Genomic DNA, 25,102 nt, shown 5'->3' on the forward strand with positions numbered 1-25,102 from the left:
GGGACAAAAGATGGGGCGCATGATAGCGGTTTGAGGCCGTCGCGTCAGACTGAGGCAACGCAATGATGGCGTCACACCGCCTCTTGGCTCTAAATCTGATAATGTCCTATATCACTCATAGGTAAGGGAAACCCTGATGCAGAGCGATCACGAACGGTTAACGCTCATCCTTACCGCTGCACCCGATGCCCCCCTCCATCACGGATCCCGCATATCAACGGGATCTGAGCGCAGTCAGCGCGGCGCGGCGCGAGGCCGGCATTTTATCTGCGCAACGAAGAATGACATTCGATGCTGATGGGGCAACCGGGTATTCGGTGGGACAGTACATTATCTCGCTCGCGTCAGTTGCTGGCCCGGTCATTGGCGTTGCTGTCGGGGCATGGATAACAGCTCGTTGGGGCCGAAAGCTTCGAATCAAAGTGGGCGATATCGAACCGGAAGCCCCCAGCCCCGCCGAGATCGAGAATCTGGTGGCGCAAGCCATTGCGCTCAAAGCTCAGCTGGCGGAGCAGAACTCTGGGTGATAAAGTCACTGATTGCCCCCCTCGCAGAGCCACGCGCTGCCAGTACTTGTCAGCCAGGCCGGCGAGCGCGCCGATGTGCGCTTTCTGGAGTTCTTCACAGCCAATATTCTCAACTCGAACACACGACGCGCCTTTGCTCGCGCGGATCATCCCACAAGCCCGAACTGCCATGCGGTGGTTCATCGTGGTGCCAAGGTCATGAGCATAGAAAAGCTCAAGGAATGCCTAGCTACAGCGAAAGGAACATTGCATGAGGCAGATGACCAAAGCAGCCCAGTCGCCTGGTCTGAATTTTGAGTCGTTTAAGAGTGACACGACGCGCCATTAATTCGTCTCGATGAGTCATATTGATGCCTTTCACTCCTCAGGCTAATACTAAGGTATCTGCCAAGGGAGGCACGAAATATGCAAACAAGATTTGTTATCGTTCCAGCAGTTCCAATTGAAAAAGAATCCTTCCAATCAGGATCTCGCTTCTATGCCGCCACCGTGTCAGGTGGTTTCGACATCTATGACAATCAAGAAAAATTAAGGCTGAAGCCAAGCTACTCGACAAAGTCACTCGCAGAAGCAGCACGCGCGAAGCTAAACAGCGAATGCCGTAATCCAGACGAGCTTTTCCCGTTCTTGCGGGTTGAGTGCTCGGTCATGGAATAGTGCCTTGAGAGTTGCGGTGCAGGCCATAGCTTGCGCCGCTTGTTCCCCACCAAAGTGGGCATAACCACAGTCCCAGAAGAGCCGTCCTCAGATCTAGCCATCAGGGTGCCGTGTCAGTTCCTACATGGGTCGAATGCGGTCATCGACGACTGGCAGCTATCACCAATAGGCGGGGGACAGGTGAATTCGACCCAATACGGTCGTTCGACTTCTGCAGGCCCAGGACTAAGTCGCAGGGGTTTTCTTATCGCCAGGTGCAAGCATTTGTGCGGTGTTTCACTGGCATGGATCACCATCGTCCAACGGCCAACAGCGCAAGATCCTTGAGGCTGACTGCATGAAAGCCGCCGAATCGTGACACGCGTCGACAAGCTGGCGAAAGCCTCGCTGCGATGGTCTCACCTGCATGTTCCAAGCGGTGTCTGCGCCACCCTTTTTGTCCGGTACCTCGGTTTGATTCAGCTACTAGGGGCACTGCCCTGAGACTAGACACGTAGATGGCCATTTAGTAGCATCCAAACTAGCGATCTAAAAATAGCGTAGCGAAAAGTCTCCTTATTAAGACAGGAAGCAAGACAAAGAATGAACCTTGATGACCTAGTAAATATCATTAAAAATGTCGCAAGCGAGCAAGGCTACAAAATAACAGATGGAAATAAGAAATTTGAAGTGTTTATTGACAACCACAATGCAGTGGCATTTGAAATACTTGCAAACTCTTCCTCTGGATATATCCAAGTCCATCAATGGGAGGAATCTCTAGAGGGCTATGGCCGAGGGGTCTACTCCCTTAGAAATTACACAGATGTTGTGCACTTCTGCAACATCATGACTGCCAGCGCCAGTATCCGCGCGCGACGCCGAGATTAACAGACAATAAAAATTATATAGGAAACCTTCCCCGATCTGCGCGGTCGCCTCAATGGTCACGCTGTGCGCCTGCCACTGGCCAACTCCTCGCTGACTGATTGTGTGTTCGAAGTGGAACGCGCGACCAGCATCGAGGAGGTCAGCCAGTGGTTCAAGTCGGCTGCCGAGAACAAACGTCGACGTAAGGCGTTGAGCTAGTAGTCATTCGCACAGCTGCCCACCTCCTGGCTCATCGAGGGGAGCTCGGCGAAATCTAGGAGCTAACTCTCACCAGTTCCAGGCTGATCTCCGCCCATCCAGATCGGAAAGGGCCAGTTCTCTGCAACTTTATCCTCCACCACAAAACCTATGCTGTATCGCGCCCGAGTGATAGCAACGTAAAGCTTGTTCCGAGCCTCATCCGACGAGTCTGCATCAAAGGCAGTTTGATCACCAATCAGAAAACTTGCGAAATTGGCTGTAGGCAGAACCAGCACCCGATCAAAGCCGAGCCCTTTACTTTTACCGAACGTATAAAAATCAGTGTTCGGCGGTAGGAATTTCAGTCCTGAGTCCCCACGCCACTTAAGCACCATGGGCTGAAAGACCTGGAGGTATGCGCCTACCTCAGACTGCCTGACAACATACACCCCTAAGTGTTGCTTAAACGCCTCCGGAATCACTTTGACAGCTGATTCAGTCTTCTCGTAAAGCGAAGCGATCCCGTAGTGAACGGTGTCACCCAAATCGCATATTTCCTGAATACATCGGCGGTTCGTCTTCAGCGTTTTCCGCTGGAAGCGAAGCCTTCCCAAGAAGATGTTTAGTTTCTCATCGGCAGTGCGCGGCGCTTTCTGGCCGTAGGCTGTATCATAGATGGTCTGCCTGAAGTCCCCTACACAACGTAGCGATCTTGGCATTGCCTTGTTCAGCGACTTAATGACCTGGTAGTCCCATCCAACAAGATCCTGCACCTCATCGAAGTAAACACGATCGTAAATCTCAGCAAGCCGTTTAGCCGGAGCATCTTTGGATAGTTTGGCAACCTGGCAAGCAAGTTTACCCAAAAGGCTAGTGTGAGCCTTCGTATGGCATGCGCTTAGGTAGTGAAGCGGGTTGATCACACCGTCGATGAACTCACTGCGCCCAGGAATTGTCCTACGGGTCTTGGAATTTTGGTGAGGGTTACCAGTGTTAAAGAGCGTGGTAGCAATTCGCGTCTGGAAAATCACACGTTGATAGGGTCTGATCATATCCTCAAGGTAAAAGGAGTACAGCCCCTTCACCACGAACCTGTCGCTGCTTCCACCATGCAGCTCGGCGAAACGCGATCTCAGCTCAGCTTGATTGTTAGTGGTGTACGTTACCACCAACACCCTCTCTCCACGCCCAATGGCCTCAATGGCCTCGGAAACGATCGAATGCGTTTTGCCCGAGCCCGCGCCAGCGATCCACAATTCATTAGCCAAAGTCCAGAACCTCTTCAAGGAACTGCGGCACATGAAACTTCAATTTGCTGTCGAACAGACGAATTGCAGAGTCGACTTTTCTTGCCCCTTTGCCGTTACCTGGAACGCTCTGGAACCATCTAACCAGGTAGGCCTTTTTATCCGACAAGCTAGGCTTAGCCTCGTAGGTTTCGTAGGTCTGAGAACTCAACATAACCTTGGCAAGCGCATCAAGAGTCTTGCTGCTCTTGGAGTTGGCATGGATCAGGGCTGGTTCAAGGGAAAACTCCTCATTTTCCTGTGAGGAAACTACCTTGATGTTTGGATAGGCTTGGTACTTTTGCTTTCTGGGCGCCACATGCCGCTCATAGTCGCCATCATTGTCTCGCAACACATGGATCTGGGTACCGATTACCTTACCGATCTCGATAAAGGTTTCAAATCCCACACCTCGAACGACGATGATGTCTATCCCATGCTGCTCAGGTAAGACACCATGCTTCCTGTGGTATATTTTTTTTAGTACCAGTTCGTCTGATGGCCCCTCTACCAAAATCACCTTGCGTGACAAAGCGACTCTCAGCGAGTCATAACCTGGCAAGCGCTTCAGGGTTTTGACCACCTTAGGGCTCAGCTCATGCAGCCTCTGATACTTCGTCTGAACAAGACAGATTTTGTCCAAGCTCAGCTTGTTGAGCACATACGAACTATGAGTCGTCAGGAAAAGCTGCTTGTCCGCTCGCTGCTCCTCAATGTAGCTCACGAGCCGGTTTAGGTTGGTATGCGAAAGATGGTTTTCCGGCTCCTCGATCAATACCAGATCGATGTCTCCCGGCCTGTTCTGAATCGCCAGCTTGATCTGAACTTTGCTTTGTTCTCCTTTACCAATGAAGTGAAATGGGACTTCATCGACCTTCAGTTGCAGCCCAGTTTGAATAGATCCGACCGGCAAAGTATTCGCAGCAATCGACAACGTTCCATCTGTTACCAGCTTACCCGAATCAAGGTTCTGGTTGATCGTGCTGACCTCGCTCGAACTGTTAAAAGCTTGTTGGTTCTCGCGATAGTTGATCGTAAGCTTAACGTAATCTTCTTTGGCTAGCGCAGCGTTGAGGATGTTGCCGATGTACTGATTTTTACCCATGGTGGGATGAATTCGAGTTGGGTCAATGTACTGCGCTTTGAATTTTTTGGACAGATGGCGGATAGGCTGCCAAGAGAAATCCAGCCACTCCACAGTGTAGAACTCAACCGGGATGGCCGTCAGCTGCGGGTTCGTAGCCAGAAATTCTTGGTAAGCATCCTCAAGGGATGGATCGAAATGGGCCTGAACGATCACGCCTTGAGTGTCTAGTCCTAGATCGTTGTTGCTGCCTTTGTAGTCAGGAACGCCTTCGATGTAGGCTTCAATCAAAAGCTTTGGAAGGTGTTTTGAAGCCCGGTTGGTCTTTAAAAACGCGCCAGTGGCATCACGGTTGAACAGATCTGGAGAAAACTCACCAGGGAATGAACGTCCGCGATGGCTGTAATTCAGCACGATTTCCAGAGCCTCTAGAATCGTACTTTTCCCTGCATCGTTGTCCCCCACGAAGATGTTCACATCCCGATTGAACTCAAAATGCTCATCTGCAAATTTTTTAAAGTTCACCAAGCGAAGAGATTTTACGTGCACATCAAGTCCCTCTGACCGTCGCGATGTTTACCGTACCCCCTATAGAATTTCAATGTTCCCCTAAGCTGACACATCAGCCGGCAGGCTAATCGCGTGCTGGAAGGCTTCATGGAATGTGAAATTGGAGGTCGCGACTGCGAACATAGCGCGGGAGCTTGAGAGATGTCCAGTTGCGATCAGAGGCGTCTCACGAACCGTCTGAAATCGCAAAAAACTCCCACAGCCTCAGGCCACACGGTACTGGTGACCTAACACCGTCGAAAATCTTGAGTTGGAATCAATTATGGCTGAGCCATGATTCGACCTATCGCGGAACAAGCCCCACTTTCAGCTATTAATAGCTTCTCCTTCAGCTGGGTGCCCTCCTGACCCGTTCGTAAACCACATATCGCAAGCCCCTCCTCATCTACGAAATACGATCCGGAGGGACTACCCCTTCCCGAATCGCATAGACAAGCCTCAGGTCAGCTTGAGACTTTCGCTTGCTTTGCTGCCAAATGCGCCGCGATCCATAGCTGGTCTGCCAACCACTCCGCTTCAGCAGGACTAAGCACCCACTCTACCCAGCCAAACTTAAGCATAATTAATTCGCCGTAGGGCCTGATATTCATATCATAGATTGCCACTGCTTCTTCCTTGAATTCGACTACTGGATCGGGATCTAGCAAAGCTCCACTTGCTACAAAAGCCTCTCCAAACCCTACCCACTGAATCTCGTCAATTCCAATCTGAGACTTTGGCATATTAGGGACTATAAGTTTCGTTCAAATCCCGATCCTATCATTAAGTTCCGTACTTCTCTCGTCCTGCCCCTTAGGCACAATCAAATGGATAATCGACTGGATTAAGCTCGCTGCGACCAGATTGGCTTGCAGCGGTGTATAGGCCACCCTGAAGTCATGCAGCCAGGTATTGATGAGCCCGGAGCTTTCGAGTCTCACGGTAGCGCGGTAACTCTCATCTGTATTCGGAAAGCGAAAGGCTGAGGCTGCTTTGAATTTAACCCTGGGCCTGCAATGCTTGCTAGAGGTCATGACGTTCTCAAAAATTTGCTCTTGCTGATAGAAACGGTTCGTTTCGGCAAACCTTGAGAAATTTTCTGAAGTTTTTTACCAAGGGGTTATACGAATGAGGGACAAGGGACAAGGATCCTGGTCGCCGCAAAAGATTCAGACGTAAAAAAGCCCCAGCTAAGGGGCTTTTACACACTCTAAGATAATCCGTATCGTTCGAGCGTGCCTCTATGGAGGTCGTAGGGCTTACCATATGTTGCGCCGGCAGTGTTCTAGAGTGCTCCAGTTCAAGTTGGCGCCAGTATATGATTCGAAAACTTGTATGTCAATTATCCTTGAAAAATATTTCCCACGCCTCATCCTCCTCAGAATCAACACATCGAAAAACTTTATTATCATAATAAACGTAATCCCCTCCCATCCGCTGAATTCAGAGGTATGAAGGGAAACGGCCTCCCGCTCGACTCCAAATCAGAGACTGTCTTCCGCAATATTCGAATGTACAACATCGCTATTGCTTCGCCCTTAGCAAGCGGAGCGCGCAGGCCAGGAAGGCCGAAGGCGAAAAGGATGGAAGCCCGACAGGGCCGAGACTGGGCGGAACGCCATGGCTCGGTTCACGACAGCCTGGCCGCTATCAGCGGCACGCCCCCTGCGTATAAATCAGTGAAGCCGATTCGGTGATGGGAGATATCCGCCTCCAGCAAGGCGCCTGAACTCGCGAAGGCTCCTCCGACCACCATCTCGCTTAAAGGTAGCCACGACGTAACGGGAATACACGGTCGTGATAACCCAGAACCTCCCTTCCCTCTCTACCTTTTGGATGTCCGAAGTCCGTATCAGGTGACCATCCGAAAACCGCCCATAGGGCCCTTTTCGAGCATGTCCAAACACCACGCCTACCACACTACAAGCGTGTATTTGAGCGTTCACAAGGTAGGCGGTGACCTCGTCCTCAAAACCCTGCCCGACAGCTCGAGCAATTCGAAGCAGGTCAAAATCAGAGTAACGCTTAACATGGAAGTCGACTGAAACCGTGCTGATGTCTCTCATGATTATTACGCCCCCGCCATCTCGGCTGAAGCAGGTGTTACAGGGCAGCGCCGGTACAGCTCTTTCAGCCCCGTCAGAGACTCAACATTGAGACCTGGCTCATGCGAGTCGATGTATACCTCGCCACTCTCAACTTCAAGAATCGACACCGGCACTTCTTCCTGGCTAAAGCCCATGGAGAGAGACATCAGCTTTTCCATCTTCCAGCCATCACTTTTGTTCATCCAGCCCGGTGTGACCGCTTGGACTTCCCGGACAACCAGGCTCTGATCTTGGGCTAACAACAGCTCAACCAGTCGGGCCTCATCGTTGGGCATTTCCGTATGATTTCTGAATTGACCATCATGGAAACGCTGAACGCTAACGTGGTACCAGTGGGTAGCGAGAGCTCGGGATACGCTATGCCAATGCATCAGCCCATCACCGAACATACCGGGCATGCCGGCCATGTCAGCTTGGTGGGAACGGAACATATTTTTGATCTCTGGAATAGTCGAGTCGTCACGAGCAAGGCCGTGACACCTAAAAGATGGAGAAGATGCCTTGCAAGGTGGATGCCTTACGATACCCAGGGCCCTTAAGCACGTAGACCGTATTCCGCGTCCCGAATAGATATCCATCCTTGAAGGTCTGAGCGATTGTTGACCTAACCCAGTCTCCCGGCTCGAAACGCCGCTGTTCATCGTGAACAACCTTGTGGGCAAACAGGAACATGGGCTGGCAGCCAGCCGCAGCTACCCTGGCCAGCTCATCTTCCGTGAGGATGGCATCCAAGATCACCCACTCCTCCACAACGCATAGAGGCATCCACTTGAAGTGCTCTCGAGCAGCGAGGAGCACGCCCTCCAGAGTCAGCTCGGAACCGATTAGATCGATTCCCCCCTCACCCAGCAGCCCATCGTTGAGTGGGCTTTCCATCAAGCACAACCTCGCATTTCATTTCCCATAAATTGCAGGCCAGAGGCCTTGTCGCCAAAATGATGAATATATTCCTTTGTTTGGCGGTAAGCAAACGCGGCATACCTCTTAGCTTTTGGGGATTTGTAATGTCGCTCCGCCAATCTTTTGCGGCAGTGCTCCAAATGCTGCGTCAGCGTAAGGGCGTCACGCAGCACTCCATGGCTACCCAACTGGATCAAACGACCGTCAGCAAGGTGGAGAGTGGGAAGCACTCAGTGACCTTGGATGTAAGCCAAAAATTGGCTGCAGCGCTTGATCTTGAACTTACCGCCCTGGTTGCTCTGACGGTTTCTCGCGACAGTAACCGCACGCCTCGGGAAGTCCTTCTCGCCTCACTGGCCGAGATCGAAGCCCTCGAATTGGCTGATGCTCACCAGCCCTCGGAGCCTGACAACAAGGTTCCGCTCAACGTTTTGTCAGCCCGAGAGAAATGGCAGGCGGTACAGGAGCTGAAGGCAAAAGGGTTTACTCAAGGTGAGGCTGCGAGAAAGCTCGGGATGCCTGAGTCGACGTTGCGTCGGCTATGGCACCAGAAGCTGGAGAGTTGAAAGCGGTCGGATGGATGGAGCAGTAACCGGTGCCGCCAGGGTGGCTAGCCGGCCTGTCCATTTTTGGGTGAAAAGATGGACATTTCACAATCTCAGTAACTGGTTGTTTTGTAAGAGATTTATTTGTCCATTTTAGAGGCTACTCACGGGTGTAAAGGTTCGACAAGACCATCGTTTCCATCCCCACTTGGCGCCTGATGAGCGAATCGTTCCGCAACTACCGTGGCATGCAGCAGTCGGGCGGCCGGCGCATCAAGCGCAGCCTGTTCATCGACGCGGCCGGGGTCCGTTTCCTGACCCGTGAAGAGGAGCAGCGCCTGAGTCAGGTACGCCTGCTGGGTGACTACCTGGCCGGCAAACGTCAGGAGCTGCAAAGCTGGAACGAAGCCTTGGGGCCGGTGGCGGAACTCTCGGCCAACCGGCGCAAGCTGACCAACATTGGCACCTTCCGCGCCTTCGCATTGGCCTACCTGAGAAACCACCCGGACGTGCACGCGAACATGACCTGCATGGTCCGCCAGATGCAGACCACGGCAGAAGGCGTGCCGCTGGAGATCTACTGCTTCACCACCACCACGGTGTGGGCCGAGTACGAGCGCATTCAGGGGGATATCTTCGATTACCTGCTGGCGGTGTTGCCGGAGTTTGGGTTGAGCTTGTATCAGCAGCCCAGTGGCAACGATATGCGCGTTGGCCTGGCCGGGCATTTTGCGCCCGTACAGGCGCCGATGTCGCGGCGGGTTGAGGAAATGAGCGAGGCTTGAGCAGGGAGGCTGAGCTCAAGGCTCGCAAGCCCCTCGAACCAGCCCCGTGCTCTTCGGTCTGATGACCCTGATACCCCCCGTCATCAACACGCACTCACACGGATGTACCCTATGACCGAGCAAATCATCTACCCGGCCGACGACAACAGCCCTGCCCTTCAAACCGCCATCGCCAATGCGCAGGCCACGTTCAAGTTTTTCTGGCGCGAGCTTTCCTGGGAGGCACGCCGGATTATCAAGGGCCTGGACATGGCCGCCGTGAAGATGGCTTTTCCGGTCCACGGTGATGATCCGGAACTGCCAACCGTGGAGAACATGTGGCTCAGCGAGGTGGCGTTCGACGGCGTCTCGATCAGCGGCGTGCTGCTCAACGAACCGGAATGGGCCACGGGCTTCGATGCATCGCAGCGGGTGACGCTGCCGTTTTCGGCGCTCACCGACTGGATGTACGTGTCTGCCGGCGAGGTCTATGGAGGCTTCACCATCGATGCGATGCGCAGCGAGATGCCCGCAGCCGAACGTGCTGAACACGATGCGGCCTGGGGCCTGCAATTTGCTGAGCCCGGCTTCGTGGCGCTCGTACCGGCGCCCAATGGGCAATCCCAGGTGTTGCTCTCGCGGGCTCTGGATACGCCGGCTGACGCACAAGCGCTCAAGCAGCTGGAAGAGGCTGACCATCCCATGGCCGTGAACATGGTGGCGCAGGTGCACGATGCACTGGTGCAACACCCTGCCATGGTCACCGATCCCGATGAGGGCGGTTGGTTGCTGCTGCACCGCGAGACGTTGGCGGGCAACTACCCGGTGGTGAGTGCTCTGCTTGAGCACGGGGCCGACACCTCGGCGCTCAACCCGTTGGGGCAAACGCCGTTGCAATTGGCCGAGCAGGCAGGATGGCCGCGACTGGTGCGACTGTTGCGCGGGGAAGAGGCACCGCTGGCAGCGCCGCAAGCCCCTGCCCAGCAGGCGCGATTCGCTGAACCTGACAAGGCGCAGACGCACACCCGGCCACACGCCCAGACGCAGCCACGGGAACACAGCCGGTCCCGCTGGGTGTTCGTGGCTGGCGTGGTAATCGTGGTGGTCATGATCTGGCTGCTGGCGCGCTAGCGGCCTGCCCGACGGTCCAGTAGCGATGTCGGTGAGGCGTTCTGGACCAGCGCCTCACCTCAGCGTTCTGGGCCCGGCCAGCGTCTTGCTGAACGCGACCCGAATCTGTAAACGTTTGAATCGCTCATTCACTGCGCATACCCCAATATGTACAGCAGCGCCGTCAAGGTGAGCAGCGAGACTACCGTTGACCAGAGAATGGTCCTGGATATCAACCCCGCATCCCGGTTGTAGTACTCCGCCAGCATGAACGGCCCAGTACCGGTGGGCAGCGCGGCCAGCAGCACGGCCGAGGCGGCCCACATCTCGGGCAGGTGAAACACCTTGTAGGCCAGCACCCACGTCAGCGCCGGCTGGCCGACCAATTTCAACACTACCAGCGGCCAGGGGCTGGCCTGTGCGCGCGGCTGTTTCTCTGCCAGAAATGCTCCGAGCGACACCAATGCACAGGGCGTGGTGGCCAATGCGAGCATGTCGAGCAAGTGCATCACCGGTTCGGCCAGCCCCAGCCCGGTCATGGCCCACGCTGCACCTGCCAGCGGCGCGACGACTAGCGGGTTCTTGGCCAGTGCCCTGAGCACCAGGCCCACGGCGCGGCCGACCTCGGGCTCATCCTGCAAGCCGATCTCGATCGACATCAGCGACAGAGCAAATACCAGGCAGACCACGATCAACGACGAAATCAGCGCTGGCTGCAAGCCAGGCTGACCGAACAGCAGCAGGCACAAGGGAATGCCGATGTAGCCGGTATTGGCGTAGCCGGCACTCAGCCCATCGATGCTCGACGCCACTAATCCATGGCCGCCACGCAGCCGCCACAGCAGGGTAATCGCAAACATCCCCAGCGCCCCGGCGCCAAATGCGGCGATGAACCCAGGGTGCCAGATTTCGGCCCAGGTGGCCGTGGCGGTGACCTTGAACAGCAAGGCCGGCAGGCACAACCAGACCACCATCTTGTTGATTTCGGCCGCCGCCTTGTCGCCCAATTTGTTGGTGCGGCGGCACAGGTAGCCGACGATGATCAAGGCGAAGATCGGTGCAACAATCACGAAAACGGTATGCATGTCAGGCTTTGCCGGGCATCGGAGCTTGTGCCCGTCCACTGAAACGGCTTAGCCATACAGATCCCAGAATAATGGCACCGCCTGCCAGAAGCCGTCCAAGCGGTTCATGCTGATTCCAGATCAGCAGGTTGAGCAGCAGCCCCACCGGCACGTGCAGGTTGTTCATGACGGCAAGTGTGCCACCCGATACCAGGCAAGCCCCCTTGTTCCACCAGTACAGGCCCAGCGCCGTGGGGCACAGCCCCAGAAACACCAAGACGCCCCATTGCACCGGGGTGCTGGGCAGGTGTGCGCTGTTGCCGAACAACACGAACGCCGGTAGGACCACCAACAGCGCCCCCAGGTAGAAATAGCCAAACCGTGCATAGTGCGGCAGGTCGCTGGGGAACCGGGCAACTAGATGCCGATACAACACTTGGCCCGCGGCATACGTGAAGTTGGCCAACTGCAGCAACAGGAAGCCCATGAAAAATTCGCCACTGATGCTGTCGAAGCGAATCACCGCAGCTCCGGCCACGGCCACCAGCGCTGCCACCAGCGCCCATGGGCTGAACCGCCGATTCATGGCGTCTTCGATCAGAGTCACGTGCAGCGGTGTAAGAATGGTGAACAGCAACACCTCGGGTACGCTGAGCACGCGAAAGCTCAAGTAAAGGCACACGTAGGTGATGCCGTACTGCAAGGCGCCTATCAGCAGCATCGAGCGCACAAAGCGCGGTTCTACTTGCCGCCATCGGGTCAACGGCAGAAAGACCAAGCCCGCCAGCACCACGCGGGCAAGCACGGCAAAATAACTGTCGACGTGACCGGCCAGATACTCGCCTATCAAGCTGAAAGAGAACGCCTGGATAAGCGCGACGATGATCAGATAGCCCATGGTTGTCTCTCGAAAATCAAGGTCGGGACCTTAGCGGGTTGAGGCAAGCGAGTTCAACCACGAAAAACGTAGGGTCACACCCCAAGCAGGCGCAGATAACGCCCATAAAAAAGGGCGACCCGAGGGTCGCCCTTTCTACCGATCAAACAGAACTCAGTTCTGCTTGGCCATTGCTTCGCGCAGCAGCGCAGCCATGGTGGTATCGGCAGCCGCTTCCGGAGCGTTTTTCAGGCTCTGGATGGCTTCACGCTCTTCAGCGTCGTCCTTGGACTTGATCGACAGGCTGATGACACGCGATTTGCGGTCAACGCTGATGATCTTGGCTTCGATCTCTTCGCCTTCCTTCAGAACGTTACGCGCGTCTTCAACGCGGTCACGGCTGATTTCGGAAGCTTTCAGAGTGGCTTCGATGTCGTCAGCCAGGGTGACGATGGCACCTTTGGCGTCAACTTCTTTCACGATGCCCTTGACGATAGCGCCCTTGTCATTGACAGCAACGAAGTTGGAGAACGGATCGTCTTCCAGCTGCTTGATGCCCAGGGAGATGCGCTCGCGCTCTGGATCGACCGACAGGATGACGGTTTCCAGCTCGTCGCCCTTCTTGAAACGACGTACGGCTTCTTCGCCGGTTTCGTTCCAGGAGATGTCGGACAGGTGAACCAGACCGTCGATGCCGCCGTCCAGACCGATGAAGATACCGAAGTCGGTGATCGACTTGATGGTACCGGTGATCTTGTCACCCTTGTTGAACTGGCCGGAGAAGTCTTCCCATGGGTTGGACTTGCACTGCTTGATGCCCAGGGAGATACGACGACGCTCTTCGTCGATGTCCAGAACCATGACTTCCACTTCGTCGCCAACCTGAACGACTTTCGACGGGTGGATGTTCTTGTTGGTCCAGTCCATTTCAGAAACGTGTACCAGACCTTCAACGCCTTCTTCCAGCTCAGCGAAGCAGCCGTAGTCGGTCAGGTTGGTTACGCGAGCCTGTACGCGAGTACCTTCTGGGTAACGGGCAGTGATAGCTACCCACGGATCTTCGCCCATCTGCTTCAGACCCAGCGAAACGCGGTTGCGCTCGCGGTCGAACTTCAGAACGCGTACGTCGACTTCGTCGCCAACGTTAACGATTTCCGATGGGTGCTTGATACGCTTCCAAGCCATGTCGGTGATGTGCAGCAGGCCGTCGATACCGCCCAGGTCCACGAATGCGCCGTAGTCGGTGAGGTTCTTGACGATACCTTTGACTTGCTGGCCTTCCTGCAGGGTTTCCAGCAGGGCTTCGCGCTCGGCGGAGTTCTCGGCTTCCAGCACGCTGCGACGGGAAACGACAACGTTGTTGCGCTTCTGGTCGAGCTTGATGACCTTGAATTCCAGCTCTTTGCCTTCCAGGTGGGTGGTGTCGCGCACTGGGCGGACATCAACCAGGGAGCCCGGCAGGAACGCACGGATGCCGTTAACGTCGACAGTGAAGCCGCCCTTAACCTTACCGTTGATAACGCCCTTGACCACTTCTTCGGCGGCGAAAGCTGCTTCCAGAACAATCCAGCACTCGGCGCGCTTGGCTTTTTCACGGGACAGCTTGGTTTCGCCAAAGCCGTCTTCGACCGCGTCCAGCGCAACGTGCACTTCGTCACCGACCTTGATGGTCAGCTCGCCAGCTTCGTTGTAGAACTGCTCGAGCGGGATGACGCCCTCGGACTTCAGGCCAGCGTGTACGGTAACCCAGTCGCCGTCGATGTCGACAACGATACCGGTGATGATCGCACCCGGCTGAAGATTGAGGGTTTTCAGGCTTTCTTCAAAGAGTTCTGCAAAGCTTTCGCTCATTTTAATTCCTGTAGATTCGGGCGAAACAGACGCCCATCGCCACATTCCAGACAATGTGGGTTTCGTTTAGATAAAGGAAAGCGGGCAGGACGTTGACTGGTGCCCCTGCCTGCCTTCCTGGTTATCAGAGGAGATCGCGCAAGGCGAGCTCGCTCCTGATACGTTGCAACACCTGCTCGATGGACAACTCGGTTGAGTCCAACTGAATGGCGTCGGCCGCAGGTTTTAGCGGGGCCACTGCACGTTGGGTGTCGCGCTCGTCACGCGCACGAATCTCATCCAGCAGACTCGACAGACTAACATCTTCACCCTTGCCCTTCAACTGAAGGTAACGGCGGCGGGCACGTTCCTCGGCACTGGCGGTGAGAAACACCTTCAGCGGCGCGTCCGGAAACACCACCGTGCCCATGTCACGACCGTCGGCGATCAGGCCTGGCGCCTCACGGAAGGCGCGCTGGCGCACCAGCAGTGCATCACGCACCGCAGGCAGCGAAGCGACCATCGAAGCGCCGGCACCGACGGTTTCGGTGCGGATCACGTTGCTGACATCCTCACCCTCGAGAATGATCTGCTGCAGTTTACCGGGCTCGGCGGCAATGAATTGCACATCCAGATGGGCGGCAAGTTGGGTCAGCAGTTCCTCATTGGTCAGGTCCACGCCGTGGTTGCTGGCATTGAAGGCCAGCAGACGGTACAGCGCGCCCGAATCCAGCAGCCGCCAACCCAGCTCGCGTGCCATCAGACCGGCCACGGTCCCCTTGCCGGAACCACTGGGTCCATCAATGGTGATGACCGGCGTCAAGGTGCTCACGACTTATCCTCTTCGGCCACGCGGATGCCAACCTCAGCGCACAGCGACAGGAAGTTGGGGAACGAGGTGGCGACGTTGGCGCAGTCATGGATACGAATCGGCGCGCTAGCGCGCAGCGATGCGACGCTGAAGGCCATGGCGATGCGGTGGTCACCGTGCCCGTGCACCTCACCACCGCCCAGTTGCCCGCCGTCGATGATGATGCCATCGGGGGTGGGCTCACACTGGATGCCCAGGGTGATCAAGCCGTCGGCCATCACCTGGATGCGGTCGGACTCTTTAACCCGCAGTTCTTCGGCACCGCGCAGCACGGTACGCCCTTCAGCGCAGGCAGCGGCAACGAACAGCACGGGGAACTCATCGATGGCCAGCGGCACCAGCTCTTCAGGGATATCGATGCCCTTGAGCTTGGCACCGCGCACGCGCAGGTCGGCCACCGGCTCACCACCGACTTCACGCTGGTTTTCCAGGGTGATATCGCCACCCATAAGGCGCAGGATGTCGATGACGCCGGTACGGGTGGGGTTGATGCCGACATGTTCGAGCACCAGCTCCGAACCCTCGGCAATGGACGCCGCCACCAGGAAGAACGCTGCCGACGAAATGTCCGCTGGCACTTCGATGCGAGTCGCGGTCAGCTTGCCGCCAGCTTGCAGCGAAGCGACCGGGCCGTTGGTTTCGACCGAATAGCCGAAGCCGCGCAGCATGCGCTCGGTGTGATCACGGGTCGGCGCAGGCTCGGTGACGGTGGTCTTGCCTTCGGCGTACAGGCCAGCCAGCAGCAGGCAGGATTTGACCTGAGCACTGGCCATCGGCAGGGTGTAGGTCAGCGCCTTGAGTTTGCTGCCGCCACGAATGGTCAGCGGCGGACGGCCGTCCGGACCGGTCTCGACCACAGCCCCCATTTCGCGCAGAGGGTTGGCCACTCGGTTCATCGGACGCTTGGAAAGCGAGGCGTCGCCGGTCATGGTGACGTCGAACGACTGGCCGGCCAGCAGGCCCGACAGCAGGCGCATCGAGGTACCGGAGTTGCCCACGTACAGCGGGCCAGGCGGCGGCTTAAGGCCATGCAGGCCGACGCCATGGATGGTCACGCGACCCTGATGAGGGCCTTCGATGACCACGCCCATGTCGCGAAAAGCCTGCAAGGTCGCCAGGGCATCTTCACCTTCGAGAAAACCCTCGACCTCGGTGGTGCCTTCGGCCAGCGAGCCGAGCATGATCGAGCGATGGGAAATCGACTTGTCGCCCGGTACGCGGATTCGCCCATTCAGGCGGCCACCGGGTTGGGCCAGGAAAATCAGATCGTTGGCGTTCATAGCGTCCACATAGGCCCGGCGGGCCAGGATTTTACTGAAATGCTCGCGGGCAAACCGAGCGCGGGTGAAAACACCCAGCAGCTGGTGCCCGTCCCCTTCAGCGATCGCGTCGCGCAGGGCGTCGAGATCACTGCGAAATGTATCGAGTGTGCGCAGGACAGCGTCGCGGTTGGCGAGAAAAATGTCATGCCACATGGTCGGGTCGCTACCGGCGATTCTCGTGAAATCGCGAAAACCTCCCGCAGCGTACCGGAAGATGTCCAGGTTTTCATTGCGCTTGGCCAGCGAATCGACCAGCCCGAAGGCCAGCAGGTGTGGCAAGTGACTGGTCGCGGCCAGCACTTCGTCATGGCGCTCGACCGGCATGTGCTCAACGTCAGCCTCCAGCGTACGCCACAGGCGATCGACCAAGGCCAGCGCTGCAGGGTCGGTTTCGGCCAGCGGCGTGAGGATGACCTTGTGCCGACGGAACAGGCTGGCGTTGGACGCCTCCACCCCGCTCTGCTCGGAGCCAGCGATGGGGTGGCCAGGCACGAAACGCGACAAGCGCTCGCCAAGCACCGAACGCGCTTCGCGCACGACGTTGCCCTTGGCACTGCCAACGTCCGTGATCACGGCCTCACCCAGATCGAGCCGGGCCAGGCGCGCCAGAACTTTCTCCATGGCTAGAATTGGCACGGCCAGTTGGATCACATCGGCGCCAAGGCAGGCCGTGGCCAGGTCCTCTTCGCAGCGGTCGACCACGCCCAGGGCAACGGCCTGCTTGCGCGACGGCGCATCGAGGTCGACGCCGACCACTTCGCGGCACAGGCCGCTTTCACGCAGGCCTTTGGCGAACGAGCCACCGATCAGACCGAGGCCGACCACCACCAGGCGGTCGATGATCGGGGCGGGTTTGGTGTTTGCTGCTTTTACCACTGGTATGAACCCTGTACGAAAATCGAGGCAGTCCATGAGGACTTACGGGGCCGTGCACCGACCCGGAAGGTTGCGCGTCAAAGCACCGCCTTCGGATAAGACCCCAGCACTTTCAGCGCCACCGCCTCCTGGCTGATCTGCTCTAGCACCGCCTTGATCAGCGGATCGCGGTGATGGCCGACGAAGTCGATGAAGAACACATAGGTCCACTTGCCACTGCGCGAAGGCCGGGTCTCGATGCGGGTCAGGTCGATACCATTCTGGTGGAACGGCACCAACAACTCGTGCAGTGCACCGGGCTTGTTGCTCATCGAGACGATGATCGACGTCTTGTCGTCCCCGGTGGGCGGCACTTCCTGGTTGCCGATCATCAGGAATCGCGTGGCGTTGTCCGGACGGTCCTCGATTTTCTCGGCAAGACGGGTCAGGCCGTACAGGTTGGCCGCCATGTCGCCTGCGATGGCCGCCGAGTTCCACTCACCCTTGACGCGCTTGGCAGCCTCGGCGTTGCTCGACACCGCCACACGCTCGACGTTGGGGTAATGGGCATCGAGCCACTTGCGGCACTGTGCCAATGACTGGGCATGGGAATAGATGCGACTGATGCTGTCGGTCTTGGTGTTCTCGCCCACCAGCAGGTGGTGGTGAATACGCAGCTCCACTTCGCCACAGATCACCATGTCGTGCTCGAGGAAGCTGTCGAGGGTGTGGCTGACTGCGCCTTCGGTGGAGTTTTCCACCGGCACCACGCCGAAGTTCACGGCCCCGGCTGCCACTTCGCGGAACACCTCGTCGATGGCCGCCATCGGACGACTGACCACGGCATGACCGAAATGCTTCATGGCGGCGGCCTGGGTGAAGGTACCTTCAGGGCCCAGGTAAGCGATCTTGAGCGGCTCTTCCAGTGCCAGGCACGAGGACATGATTTCGCGGAACAGCCGCGCCATTTCCTCGTTGTCCAATGGCCCCTTGTTGCGCTCCATCACGCGCTTGAGCACGGCAGCCTCGCGCTCGGGACGGTAGAACACCGGCGCCTCGCCCTCGGCCAGCGACGCGGTCTTGACCTTGGCCACTTCCTGAGCGCAGCGAGCACGCTCGCTGATCAGCTCAAGAATCCTTTCGTCGAGGCTGTCGATGCGCACACGCAGCGCCTGCAGTTCATGCTCGGACATCAACCGTGCTCCTTCTCGAATTCAGCCATGTAGTCCACCAGGGCTTCAACCGCATCCAGGCCCAGGGCGTTGTAGATGGATGCACGCATGCCTCCAACCGACCGGTGGCCCTTGAGGTTGAGCAAACCACGGGCGTCGGCACCGGCCAGGAAGGCCTTGTCCAGGCGTTCGTCGGCCAGGCGGAACGGGACGTTCATCCACGACCGGGCATTGACGCTGATCGGGTTGCTGTAAAACGCGCTGGCATCGATGAACCCGTACAGCAAGTCTTTCTTGGCACGGTTGCGCTGCTCCATGGCGTCCACGCCGCCCTGCTCCTTCAACCACTCGAAGACCAGGCCTGAGAGGTACCAGGCGTAAGTCGCAGGCGTGTTGTACATCGAGCCATTGTCTGCCGAGACCTTGTAATCGAGCATGGTCGGGCAACTGCTGCGGGCATGGCCCAGCAGGTCTTCCCGCACGATCACCACCACCAGCCCGCTAGGGCCGATGTTCTTCTGGGCACCTGCGTAGATCAGGCCGAACTGCGACACGTCGATGGGGCGCGAGAGAATGTCGGAGGACATGTCCACCACCAGCGGCACATCGCCGGTCTGTGGCACCCAGTCGAACTGCAGGCCACCGATGGTCTCATTGGACGCATAGTGCACGTAAGCCGCGTTGGCGGTCAGGTTCCACTCGTTCTGGCCAGGAATGGCCAGGTAGTCGTAGGGCTTGGCGCTGGCAGCCACGTTGACGTTGCCGAAGCGGCGCGCTTCCTCGATGGCCTTTTTCGACCAGATCCCGGTCTCGATGTAGTCAGCGGTGCCGTCTTCTGGCAACAGGTTGAGCGGGATTTCGGCAAATTGCTGGCTGGCGCCGCCCTGCAGGAACAGCACCTTGTAATTGGAGGGGATGGACAGCAGGTCACGCAGGTCCTGCTCGGCCTTCTCGGCGATGGCCACGTAGTCGTCGCTGCGGTGGCTCATTTCCATGACCGACAGGCCCTTGCCGTGCCAGTCCAGCATCTCGGCCTGGGCGCGCTGCAGCACGGCATCAGGAAGCGCGGCAGGGCCTGCGCAGAAGTTAAAGGCTCGTTTGCTCACATCCACTCTCGCTCTGCCAAATAGAACAACATCGTAATTCGGTGGCCCAGGCCTGCTTGGGGCCCTTGCAGGCCAAATGCCTGGCTTGATCAGTCAAACGGGGCGACCTTGGTCGCCCCGTTCGGGTTCAGCGCACTTACTCTTGCGGGGCCTCTTCGGCGCCCGCCGCATCTTGCTCGTCAGGAGCCTGGGCCTCCACGCCCTCCTCGTCCAGCTCGATGAGCGCATCGAGCTCTTCCTCGGACGGCTCCTGAATACGCTCAAGGCCCACCAGCGTCTCGTCGGAGGCCAGCTTGATCAGCGTCACGCCCTGGGTGTTCCGGCTCAGGCTGGACACCTCGCCGACCCGGGTACGCACCAATGTGCCTTGATCGGAAATCAGCATGATTTCTTCACCTTCCTGCACCTGGATGGCGCCGATCAGCAAACCGTTGCGCCCCTTGGTACCCATGGCGATCACGCCCTGGCCGCCACGGCCGCGACGGGGGAACTTGGACAGCGGGGTACGCTTGCCATAGCCACGCTCGGACGCGGTGAGGATCTGCGCGCCGGACTCCGGGATCAGCATCGAAATGATCTGCTGGCCCTTGCCTAGCTTCATGCCGCGCACGCCACGGGCGGTACGGCCCATTTCGCGCACCACGCTCTCGGCAAAGCGGATGACCTTGCCGGCGTCGGAGAACATCATGACTTCCTTGGCGCCATCGGTGATGGCCGCCGCGATCAGGGTGTCGCCTTCCTTGAGCTTCAGGGCGATCAGGCCGTTGGAGCGAGGACGGGCGAACTGGACCAGCGGCGTCTTCTTGACGGTGCCGGAGGCGGTGGCCATGAAGATGTAAGCGCCGGTAGGCTCTGCCGCCCACTCGGGGGTGTCGCCTTCTTCCTCGTCCACTTCCTCCACTTCGACCAGCTCGCCTTCGAGCACGGTGTCATCGGCGTCTTCGAGTTCTTCTTCGAGGTCGGCGTTCTGCTGCAAGGCTTCAAGATCGACCTGCAACATGGCGGTGATGCGCTCACCCTCTTCCAGCGGCAGCAGGTTGACCAGCGGGCGACCACGGGCAGCGCGGGACGCCTCGGGGATTTCGTAGGTCTTCTTCCAGTACACCTTGCCCTTGCTGGAGAACAGCAGCAGGGTAGCGTGGCTGTTGGCGACCAACAGGTGCTCGATGTAGTCCTCGTCCTTCACGCCGGTGGCCGACTTGCCCTTGCCGCCACGGCGCTGGGCCTGGTAGGCGGACAATGGCTGGGTCTTGGCATACCCGCCATGGGAAATGGTCACCACACGCTCTTCTTCCGGGATCATGTCGCCGTAGTTGAGGTCGTGGCTGGCATTGAGGATTTCGGTGCGACGGGCATCGCCGTACTCGGCGCGAATCGCTTCGAGCTCTTCGCGGATGACTTCCATCAGGCGCTCGGCGCTGTTGAGAATGCGGATCAGCTCACCGATCTGCTCCAGGATTTCCTGGTACTCGGCCAGCAGCTTCTCGTGCTCCAGGCCAGTCAGGCGGTGCAGACGCAGGTCAAGGATGGCCTGGGCCTGTTCTGGCGAGAGGTAGTACTTGCCGTCGCGCAGGCCATACTGTTCAGGCAGGTCGGCCGGGCGGCACGACTCGGCGCCGGCACGTTCGACCATGACCTGCACGGCACTCGATTCCCAGGCGGTGGACACCAGGGCTTCCTTGGCCTCGGACGGCGTGGGCGAGGCTTTGATCATCGCGATGACCGGGTCGATGTTGGACAGCGCAACCGCCTGGCCTTCAAGGATGTGGCCGCGCTCACGCGCCTTGCGCAGTTCGAACACGGTGCGCCGGGTAACCACTTCGCGGCGGTGGCGCACGAAGGCTTCGAGCAGGTCCTTGAGGTTGAGCAGCCGCGGACGGCCATCGACCAGGGCGACGACGTTGATGCCGAACACGCTCTGCAGCTGGGTCTGCGAGTACAGGTTGTTGAGCACCACCTCCGGCACCTCGCCGCGACGCAGCTCGATGACGATGCGCATGCCGTCCTTGTCGGACTCGTCGCGCAGCTCGGTGATGCCCTCGATCTTCTTCTCTTTGACCAGTTCGGCGATCTTCTCGATCAGACGCGCCTTGTTCAACTGGTACGGCAGCTCGGTCACGACGATCTGCTGGCGACCGCCCACCTTGTCGATGTCTTCGATCTGGGAGCGGGCACGCATGTAGATGCGGCCACGGCCGGTGCGGTAGGCCTCGATGATGCCCTGGCGGCCGTTGATCAGGCCGGCGGTAGGGAAGTCAGGACCGGGGATGTGCTGCATCAGCTCATCGATGGTGACGTCCGGGTTATCGATCAGCGCCAGGCAGCCATCGATGACTTCGCCCAGGTTGTGCGGCGGAATGTTGGTGGCCATGCCCACGGCGATGCCGCTGGAACCGTTGACCAGCAGGTTGGGAATACGCGTCGGCATGACCGCCGGGATCTGCTCGGTGCCGTCGTAGTTGGGCACCCAGTCGACGGTTTCCTTGTGCAGGTCGGCCAGCAGCTCATGCGCCAGCTTGGCCATGCGCACTTCGGTGTATCGCATGGCCGCGGCGTTGTCGCCGTCCACCGAACCGAAGTTGCCCTGGCCGTCGACCAGCAGGTAGCGCAGCGAGAAGGGCTGAGCCATACGCACGATGGTGTCGTAGACCGCAGTGTCGCCGTGCGGGTGGTACTTACCGATCACGTCACCGACCACACGGGCGGATTTCTTGTACGGCTTGTTCCAGTCGTTGCCCAGTTCGCTCATCGCAAAGAGAACGCGGCGATGCACGGGCTTCAAGCCGTCACGCGCATCGGGCAGCGCTCGCCCGACAATCACGCTCATCGCGTAGTCGAGGTAAGACTGTCTCAGTTCGTCTTCGATATTGACCGGGAGGATTTCTTTGGCCAGTTCGCCCATGAGAAGCCTGATTCCTTTTTCTGGTGAAACTTCGCAGCGCCATCAAGGGCCGAACGAAGCTCGCCGCCGCAGTGCACTCGCCCGCGACGACTTACGACAAATCAATGAGTTGTGCCATGGATCTGCGCAATGAAGACCGCCGCACAGCGGGGTCTTGGAAACTGCCGGATATTACCACAACAGCAGGGGTAGTGGGAGATGCGGCAAGCGGCCAGCCGGGCCGCGAATTCATGCCCAGGCCAAGGGGCCCGCGCCGTGGTGCAAGGTAGCCGCGAGCACCACCAGGCCCGCGTTCGACAGCGTGCCCGGCAGGGGCGCCCAGGCATGGAAAAACGCCTGCAGAGGGCCACGCCCGGCAGTCGAGCGCAACGCAACCGCTGTGTCGCCTTTCAGTGCAAACGCTTGCGGCACATCATCTGCGCCAGCTTGGCCGTATCCGGGCGTTCGATGATGCCGCGCTCGGTCACGATCACATCGATCAGGTCCGCCGGGGTCACGTCGAAGACCGGATTGAACACCTCCACCTGCGGCGCCACCCGAGTGCCGGCATAGTCGAGCAGTTCATCCGGTTCGCGCTCTTCAAGCGGGATGTCGTCGCCCGTTTCCAGGTTCAGGTCGATACTGCTGCTCGGGGCCACGACCATGAAGCGCACACCATGGTGCATGGCGCTGACCGCCAGTTGGTAGGTACCGATCTTGCTGGCCACATCCCCGTTGGCAGCGATGCAATCAGCGCCGACCACGACCCAAGTGATGCCCTTGGTCTTCATCAGGTGCGCCAGGGCCGAATCGGCGCACAGGGTGACCGGCAGGCCTTCGTTGGCCAGCTCCCAGGCCGTGAGCCGCGAACCCTTCAGCCACGGGCGAGTTTCCCCGGCATAGACCCGCTCCACCATCCCTTCCAGAAAGCCTGCGCGAATCACACCCAGCGCCGTTCCGAAACCGCCGCTGGCCAAGGCCCCGGCATTGCCATAGGTCAGCAGCGTCTGGGCATTGCCCTGGTGCCGACGGATCAGCTCGGTGCCGTGCTGGGCCATGGTCAGGTTGGCCTCGCGATCGCTTTCGTGAATGGCCAGCGCTTCGGCTTCCAGTGCGCCCAGCACATCTTCGCCGGGACGCAGGCGTTGCAGGCGCTCGCGCATGCGGTTCAGGGCCCAGAACAGGTTGGCTGCGGTAGGGCGCGCCTCGGCCAGGAGCATGAAATCCTCTTCAAGGTCCATCTCCCAGTCGCCCCCTTCGGCCAGGCGCTCCTCGGCGGCCAGGACCAGCCCATACGCCGCCACGATACCGATGGCCGATGCGCCACGCACGGCCATGTCGCGAATGGCGGTGGCCACCTGCGCGACCGTGTCGCAGGCCAGCCAGTGCTCCTGGGATGGCAGCAGGCGCTGGTCGAGCAGATGCAGAACGCCGCCCTGCCAGCGGATTCCGGTCACCTTCTCGGCCGCCAAAAGTTGCTCGCGCATCACCTCTCCCCGTCGTTCGCGTATCAAAAGCCGGCGATTATAGCGACCCGGCGCCCTGAGCGCTCGGGTATACTTCGGCCTTTTCGAGCGCAAGCTGCGCGCCGCAGACACCCGGCAGCACAAGCAAGGTTGGGCACAGAGCCGCTGGCCGAAGCACCACCAACGCCCGCTCTCTGGCGTGGGCCTGCCAGGCCACGCACAGAAAGCTGCCGCAAGCTCTGCGGGCAAAAGGCTCATGGCGTCTGACAAGACAAGCCTGACGCCGTGCGAACGCTTGGGCCAACGCCACCGTCTGTATGTCATGCACCTTGCAGCTTGCCACGTGAAGCTGATTCCCACGTTTCTGAGGACTGTTCAATGAGCAACGTCGACCGCGCTGAAATCGCAAAATTCGAAGCGCTGGCCCACCGCTGGTGGGACCGCGAGAGCGAGTTCAAGCCGCTGCACGATATCAACCCGCTGCGCGTCAACTGGATCGACGAGCGCGCCCACCTTGCTGGCAAGAACGTGCTGGACGTGGGTTGCGGCGGCGGCATCCTCAGCGAAGCCATGGCCCTGCGCGGCGCTTCGGTGACCGGCATCGACATGGGCGAGGCGCCCCTGGCCGTCGCCCGCCTGCATCAGCTGGAATCGGGTGTGGAGGTCGAATACCGTCAGGTCACGGCCGAGGCCCTGGCCGAAGAAATGCCCGGTGCCTTCGACGTGGTCACCTGCCTTGAGATGCTCGAGCACGTGCCTGACCCCTCATCGGTGATCCGCGCCTGCTACCGCATGGTCAAGCCAGGCGGCCAGGTGTTCTTCTCCACCATCAACCGCAACCCCAAGGCCTACCTGCTGGCCATCGTCGGCGCCGAGTACATCCTCAAGATGCTCCCGCGCGGCACCCACGACTTCAAGAAATTCATCCGCCCTTCCGAGCTGGGTGCCTGGAGCCGCGTCGCCGGCCTTGAGGTCAAGGACATCATCGGCCTGACCTACAACCCGCTGACCAAGCACTACAAGCTCAGCAGCGATGTGGACGTCAACTACATGATCCAGACCCTGCGCGAGGAATAAG

The 25,102-nt window shown here is 58.6% G+C and carries 21 protein-coding genes and 2 pseudogenes; 8 read left to right on the forward strand and 15 right to left on the reverse strand.

The features are described from left to right. The first annotated feature begins 185 nt into the window (after positions 1–185). The 4 genes and pseudogenes from FS777_RS11560 to FS777_RS11580 form a co-directional block, all read left to right on the forward strand. Positions 186–527, forward strand: a complete 342-nt coding sequence (locus FS777_RS11560; protein ID WP_145255564.1) for a hypothetical protein — start codon at positions 186–188, stop codon at positions 525–527. Positions 528–932: 405 nt separating this feature from the next. After that, on the forward strand, positions 933–1,184 hold the full coding sequence (locus FS777_RS11570) for a hypothetical protein (RefSeq protein WP_145255566.1): 252 nt from the start codon (positions 933–935) through the stop codon (positions 1,182–1,184). Between the two features lie 582 nt (positions 1,185–1,766). Then, positions 1,767–2,054 carry a hypothetical protein gene (locus FS777_RS11575; RefSeq protein WP_145255569.1) on the forward strand — a complete coding sequence of 96 codons (288 nt, stop codon included), beginning with the start codon at positions 1,767–1,769 and terminating at the stop codon, positions 2,052–2,054. Between the two features lie 21 nt (positions 2,055–2,075). Continuing rightward, positions 2,076–2,228, forward strand: a pseudogene (locus FS777_RS11580) (type I glyceraldehyde-3-phosphate dehydrogenase); the annotation flags it as partial. 86 nt (positions 2,229–2,314) lie between these two features. Here FS777_RS11580 and FS777_RS11585 read toward each other — a convergent pair. The 6 genes from FS777_RS11585 to FS777_RS11610 all read right to left on the reverse strand — a co-directional run bounded on the left by FS777_RS11585 (position 2,315) and on the right by FS777_RS11610 (position 8,137). Beyond that, a complete protein-coding gene (locus FS777_RS11585; protein ID WP_145255575.1) occupies positions 2,315–3,502 on the reverse strand; it encodes a UvrD-helicase domain-containing protein in 1,188 nt (395 codons plus the stop codon). Further along, complete coding sequence (locus FS777_RS11590; RefSeq protein ID WP_145255578.1) at positions 3,495–5,153, reverse strand: ATP-dependent endonuclease; 1,659 nt, start codon at positions 5,151–5,153, stop codon at positions 3,495–3,497. Before FS777_RS11590 ends, FS777_RS11585 begins: the two co-directional genes overlap by 8 nt. A gap of 464 nt (positions 5,154–5,617) precedes the next feature. Further along, a complete protein-coding gene (locus FS777_RS11595) occupies positions 5,618–5,896 on the reverse strand; it encodes a hypothetical protein (protein ID WP_145255581.1) in 279 nt (92 codons plus the stop codon). A gap of 933 nt (positions 5,897–6,829) precedes the next feature. Beyond that, a complete protein-coding gene (locus tag FS777_RS21700; protein WP_145255583.1) occupies positions 6,830–7,219 on the reverse strand; it encodes a hypothetical protein in 390 nt (129 codons plus the stop codon). Between the two features lie 5 nt (positions 7,220–7,224). Then, positions 7,225–7,692: a hypothetical protein gene (locus tag FS777_RS11605; protein ID WP_145255585.1), complete on the reverse strand. Its 468-nt coding sequence runs from the start codon at positions 7,690–7,692 to the stop codon at positions 7,225–7,227. A 49-nt stretch (positions 7,693–7,741) separates the two neighbouring features. Beyond that, positions 7,742–8,137 (reverse strand): hypothetical protein, encoded by a 396-nt coding sequence (locus FS777_RS11610; RefSeq protein ID WP_145255588.1) that lies wholly within the window; start codon positions 8,135–8,137, stop codon positions 7,742–7,744. A gap of 128 nt (positions 8,138–8,265) precedes the next feature. Between FS777_RS11610 and FS777_RS11615 the strand changes: the two genes are divergently transcribed. The 3 genes and pseudogenes from FS777_RS11615 to FS777_RS11625 all read left to right on the forward strand — a co-directional run bounded on the left by FS777_RS11615 (position 8,266) and on the right by FS777_RS11625 (position 10,601). Next, positions 8,266–8,727 (forward strand): helix-turn-helix domain-containing protein, encoded by a 462-nt coding sequence (locus FS777_RS11615; protein ID WP_145255591.1) that lies wholly within the window; start codon positions 8,266–8,268, stop codon positions 8,725–8,727. A gap of 158 nt (positions 8,728–8,885) precedes the next feature. After that, positions 8,886–9,491 (forward strand): annotated as a pseudogene (locus tag FS777_RS11620) (mechanosensitive ion channel family protein); the annotation flags it as partial. A 111-nt stretch (positions 9,492–9,602) separates the two neighbouring features. Beyond that, positions 9,603–10,601: a DUF2314 domain-containing protein gene (locus FS777_RS11625; RefSeq protein ID WP_145255594.1), complete on the forward strand. Its 999-nt coding sequence runs from the start codon at positions 9,603–9,605 to the stop codon at positions 10,599–10,601. 128 nt (positions 10,602–10,729) lie between these two features. Here the strand turns inward: FS777_RS11625 and FS777_RS11630 are convergent, their stop codons facing one another. From FS777_RS11630 to mtnA, 9 genes are all read right to left on the reverse strand, one after another. After that, a complete protein-coding gene (locus FS777_RS11630) occupies positions 10,730–11,665 on the reverse strand; it encodes an AEC family transporter (RefSeq protein ID WP_145255597.1) in 936 nt (311 codons plus the stop codon). A 1-nt stretch (position 11,666) separates the two neighbouring features. Next, on the reverse strand, positions 11,667–12,542 hold the full coding sequence (locus FS777_RS11635) for a carboxylate/amino acid/amine transporter (RefSeq protein ID WP_145255600.1): 876 nt from the start codon (positions 12,540–12,542) through the stop codon (positions 11,667–11,669). A 153-nt stretch (positions 12,543–12,695) separates the two neighbouring features. Then, the gene (gene rpsA / locus FS777_RS11640; RefSeq protein WP_003252673.1) at positions 12,696–14,372 is read right to left on the reverse strand and encodes a 30S ribosomal protein S1; all 1,677 of its coding nucleotides are present in this window, start codon (positions 14,370–14,372) and stop codon (positions 12,696–12,698) included. Between the two features lie 124 nt (positions 14,373–14,496). Then, the gene (gene cmk, locus FS777_RS11645; RefSeq protein ID WP_058637582.1) at positions 14,497–15,183 is read right to left on the reverse strand and encodes a (d)CMP kinase; all 687 of its coding nucleotides are present in this window, start codon (positions 15,181–15,183) and stop codon (positions 14,497–14,499) included. Next, complete coding sequence (locus tag FS777_RS11650) at positions 15,180–17,420, reverse strand: bifunctional prephenate dehydrogenase/3-phosphoshikimate 1-carboxyvinyltransferase (RefSeq protein WP_058637581.1); 2,241 nt, start codon at positions 17,418–17,420, stop codon at positions 15,180–15,182. The genes cmk and FS777_RS11650 overlap by 4 nt, the downstream gene beginning before the upstream one ends. 77 nt (positions 17,421–17,497) lie before the next feature. Then, positions 17,498–18,592, reverse strand: a complete 1,095-nt coding sequence (gene pheA, locus FS777_RS11655) for a prephenate dehydratase (protein WP_058605607.1) — start codon at positions 18,590–18,592, stop codon at positions 17,498–17,500. Continuing rightward, positions 18,592–19,677 carry a 3-phosphoserine/phosphohydroxythreonine transaminase gene (gene serC, locus FS777_RS11660; RefSeq protein WP_058637580.1) on the reverse strand — a complete coding sequence of 362 codons (1,086 nt, stop codon included), beginning with the start codon at positions 19,675–19,677 and terminating at the stop codon, positions 18,592–18,594. Before serC ends, pheA begins: the two co-directional genes overlap by 1 nt. Positions 19,678–19,813: 136 nt before the next feature. Continuing rightward, positions 19,814–22,579, reverse strand: coding sequence for a DNA gyrase subunit A (gene gyrA / locus FS777_RS11665; protein ID WP_023533831.1), 2,766 nt, complete (start codon positions 22,577–22,579; stop codon positions 19,814–19,816). Positions 22,580–22,968: 389 nt separating this feature from the next. Beyond that, positions 22,969–24,045, reverse strand: coding sequence for an S-methyl-5-thioribose-1-phosphate isomerase (gene mtnA, locus FS777_RS11670; protein ID WP_145255603.1), 1,077 nt, complete (start codon positions 24,043–24,045; stop codon positions 22,969–22,971). Between the two features lie 357 nt (positions 24,046–24,402). Between mtnA and ubiG the strand changes: the two genes are divergently transcribed. Further along, positions 24,403–25,101 (forward strand): bifunctional 2-polyprenyl-6-hydroxyphenol methylase/3-demethylubiquinol 3-O-methyltransferase UbiG, encoded by a 699-nt coding sequence (ubiG, locus tag FS777_RS11675; protein WP_058605610.1) that lies wholly within the window; start codon positions 24,403–24,405, stop codon positions 25,099–25,101. Position 25,102 lies beyond the last annotated feature (1 nt).

Source organism: Pseudomonas sp. DE0157, assembly GCF_007678615.1.
Taxonomy (GTDB): domain Bacteria; phylum Pseudomonadota; class Gammaproteobacteria; order Pseudomonadales; family Pseudomonadaceae; genus Aquipseudomonas; species Aquipseudomonas parafulva_B.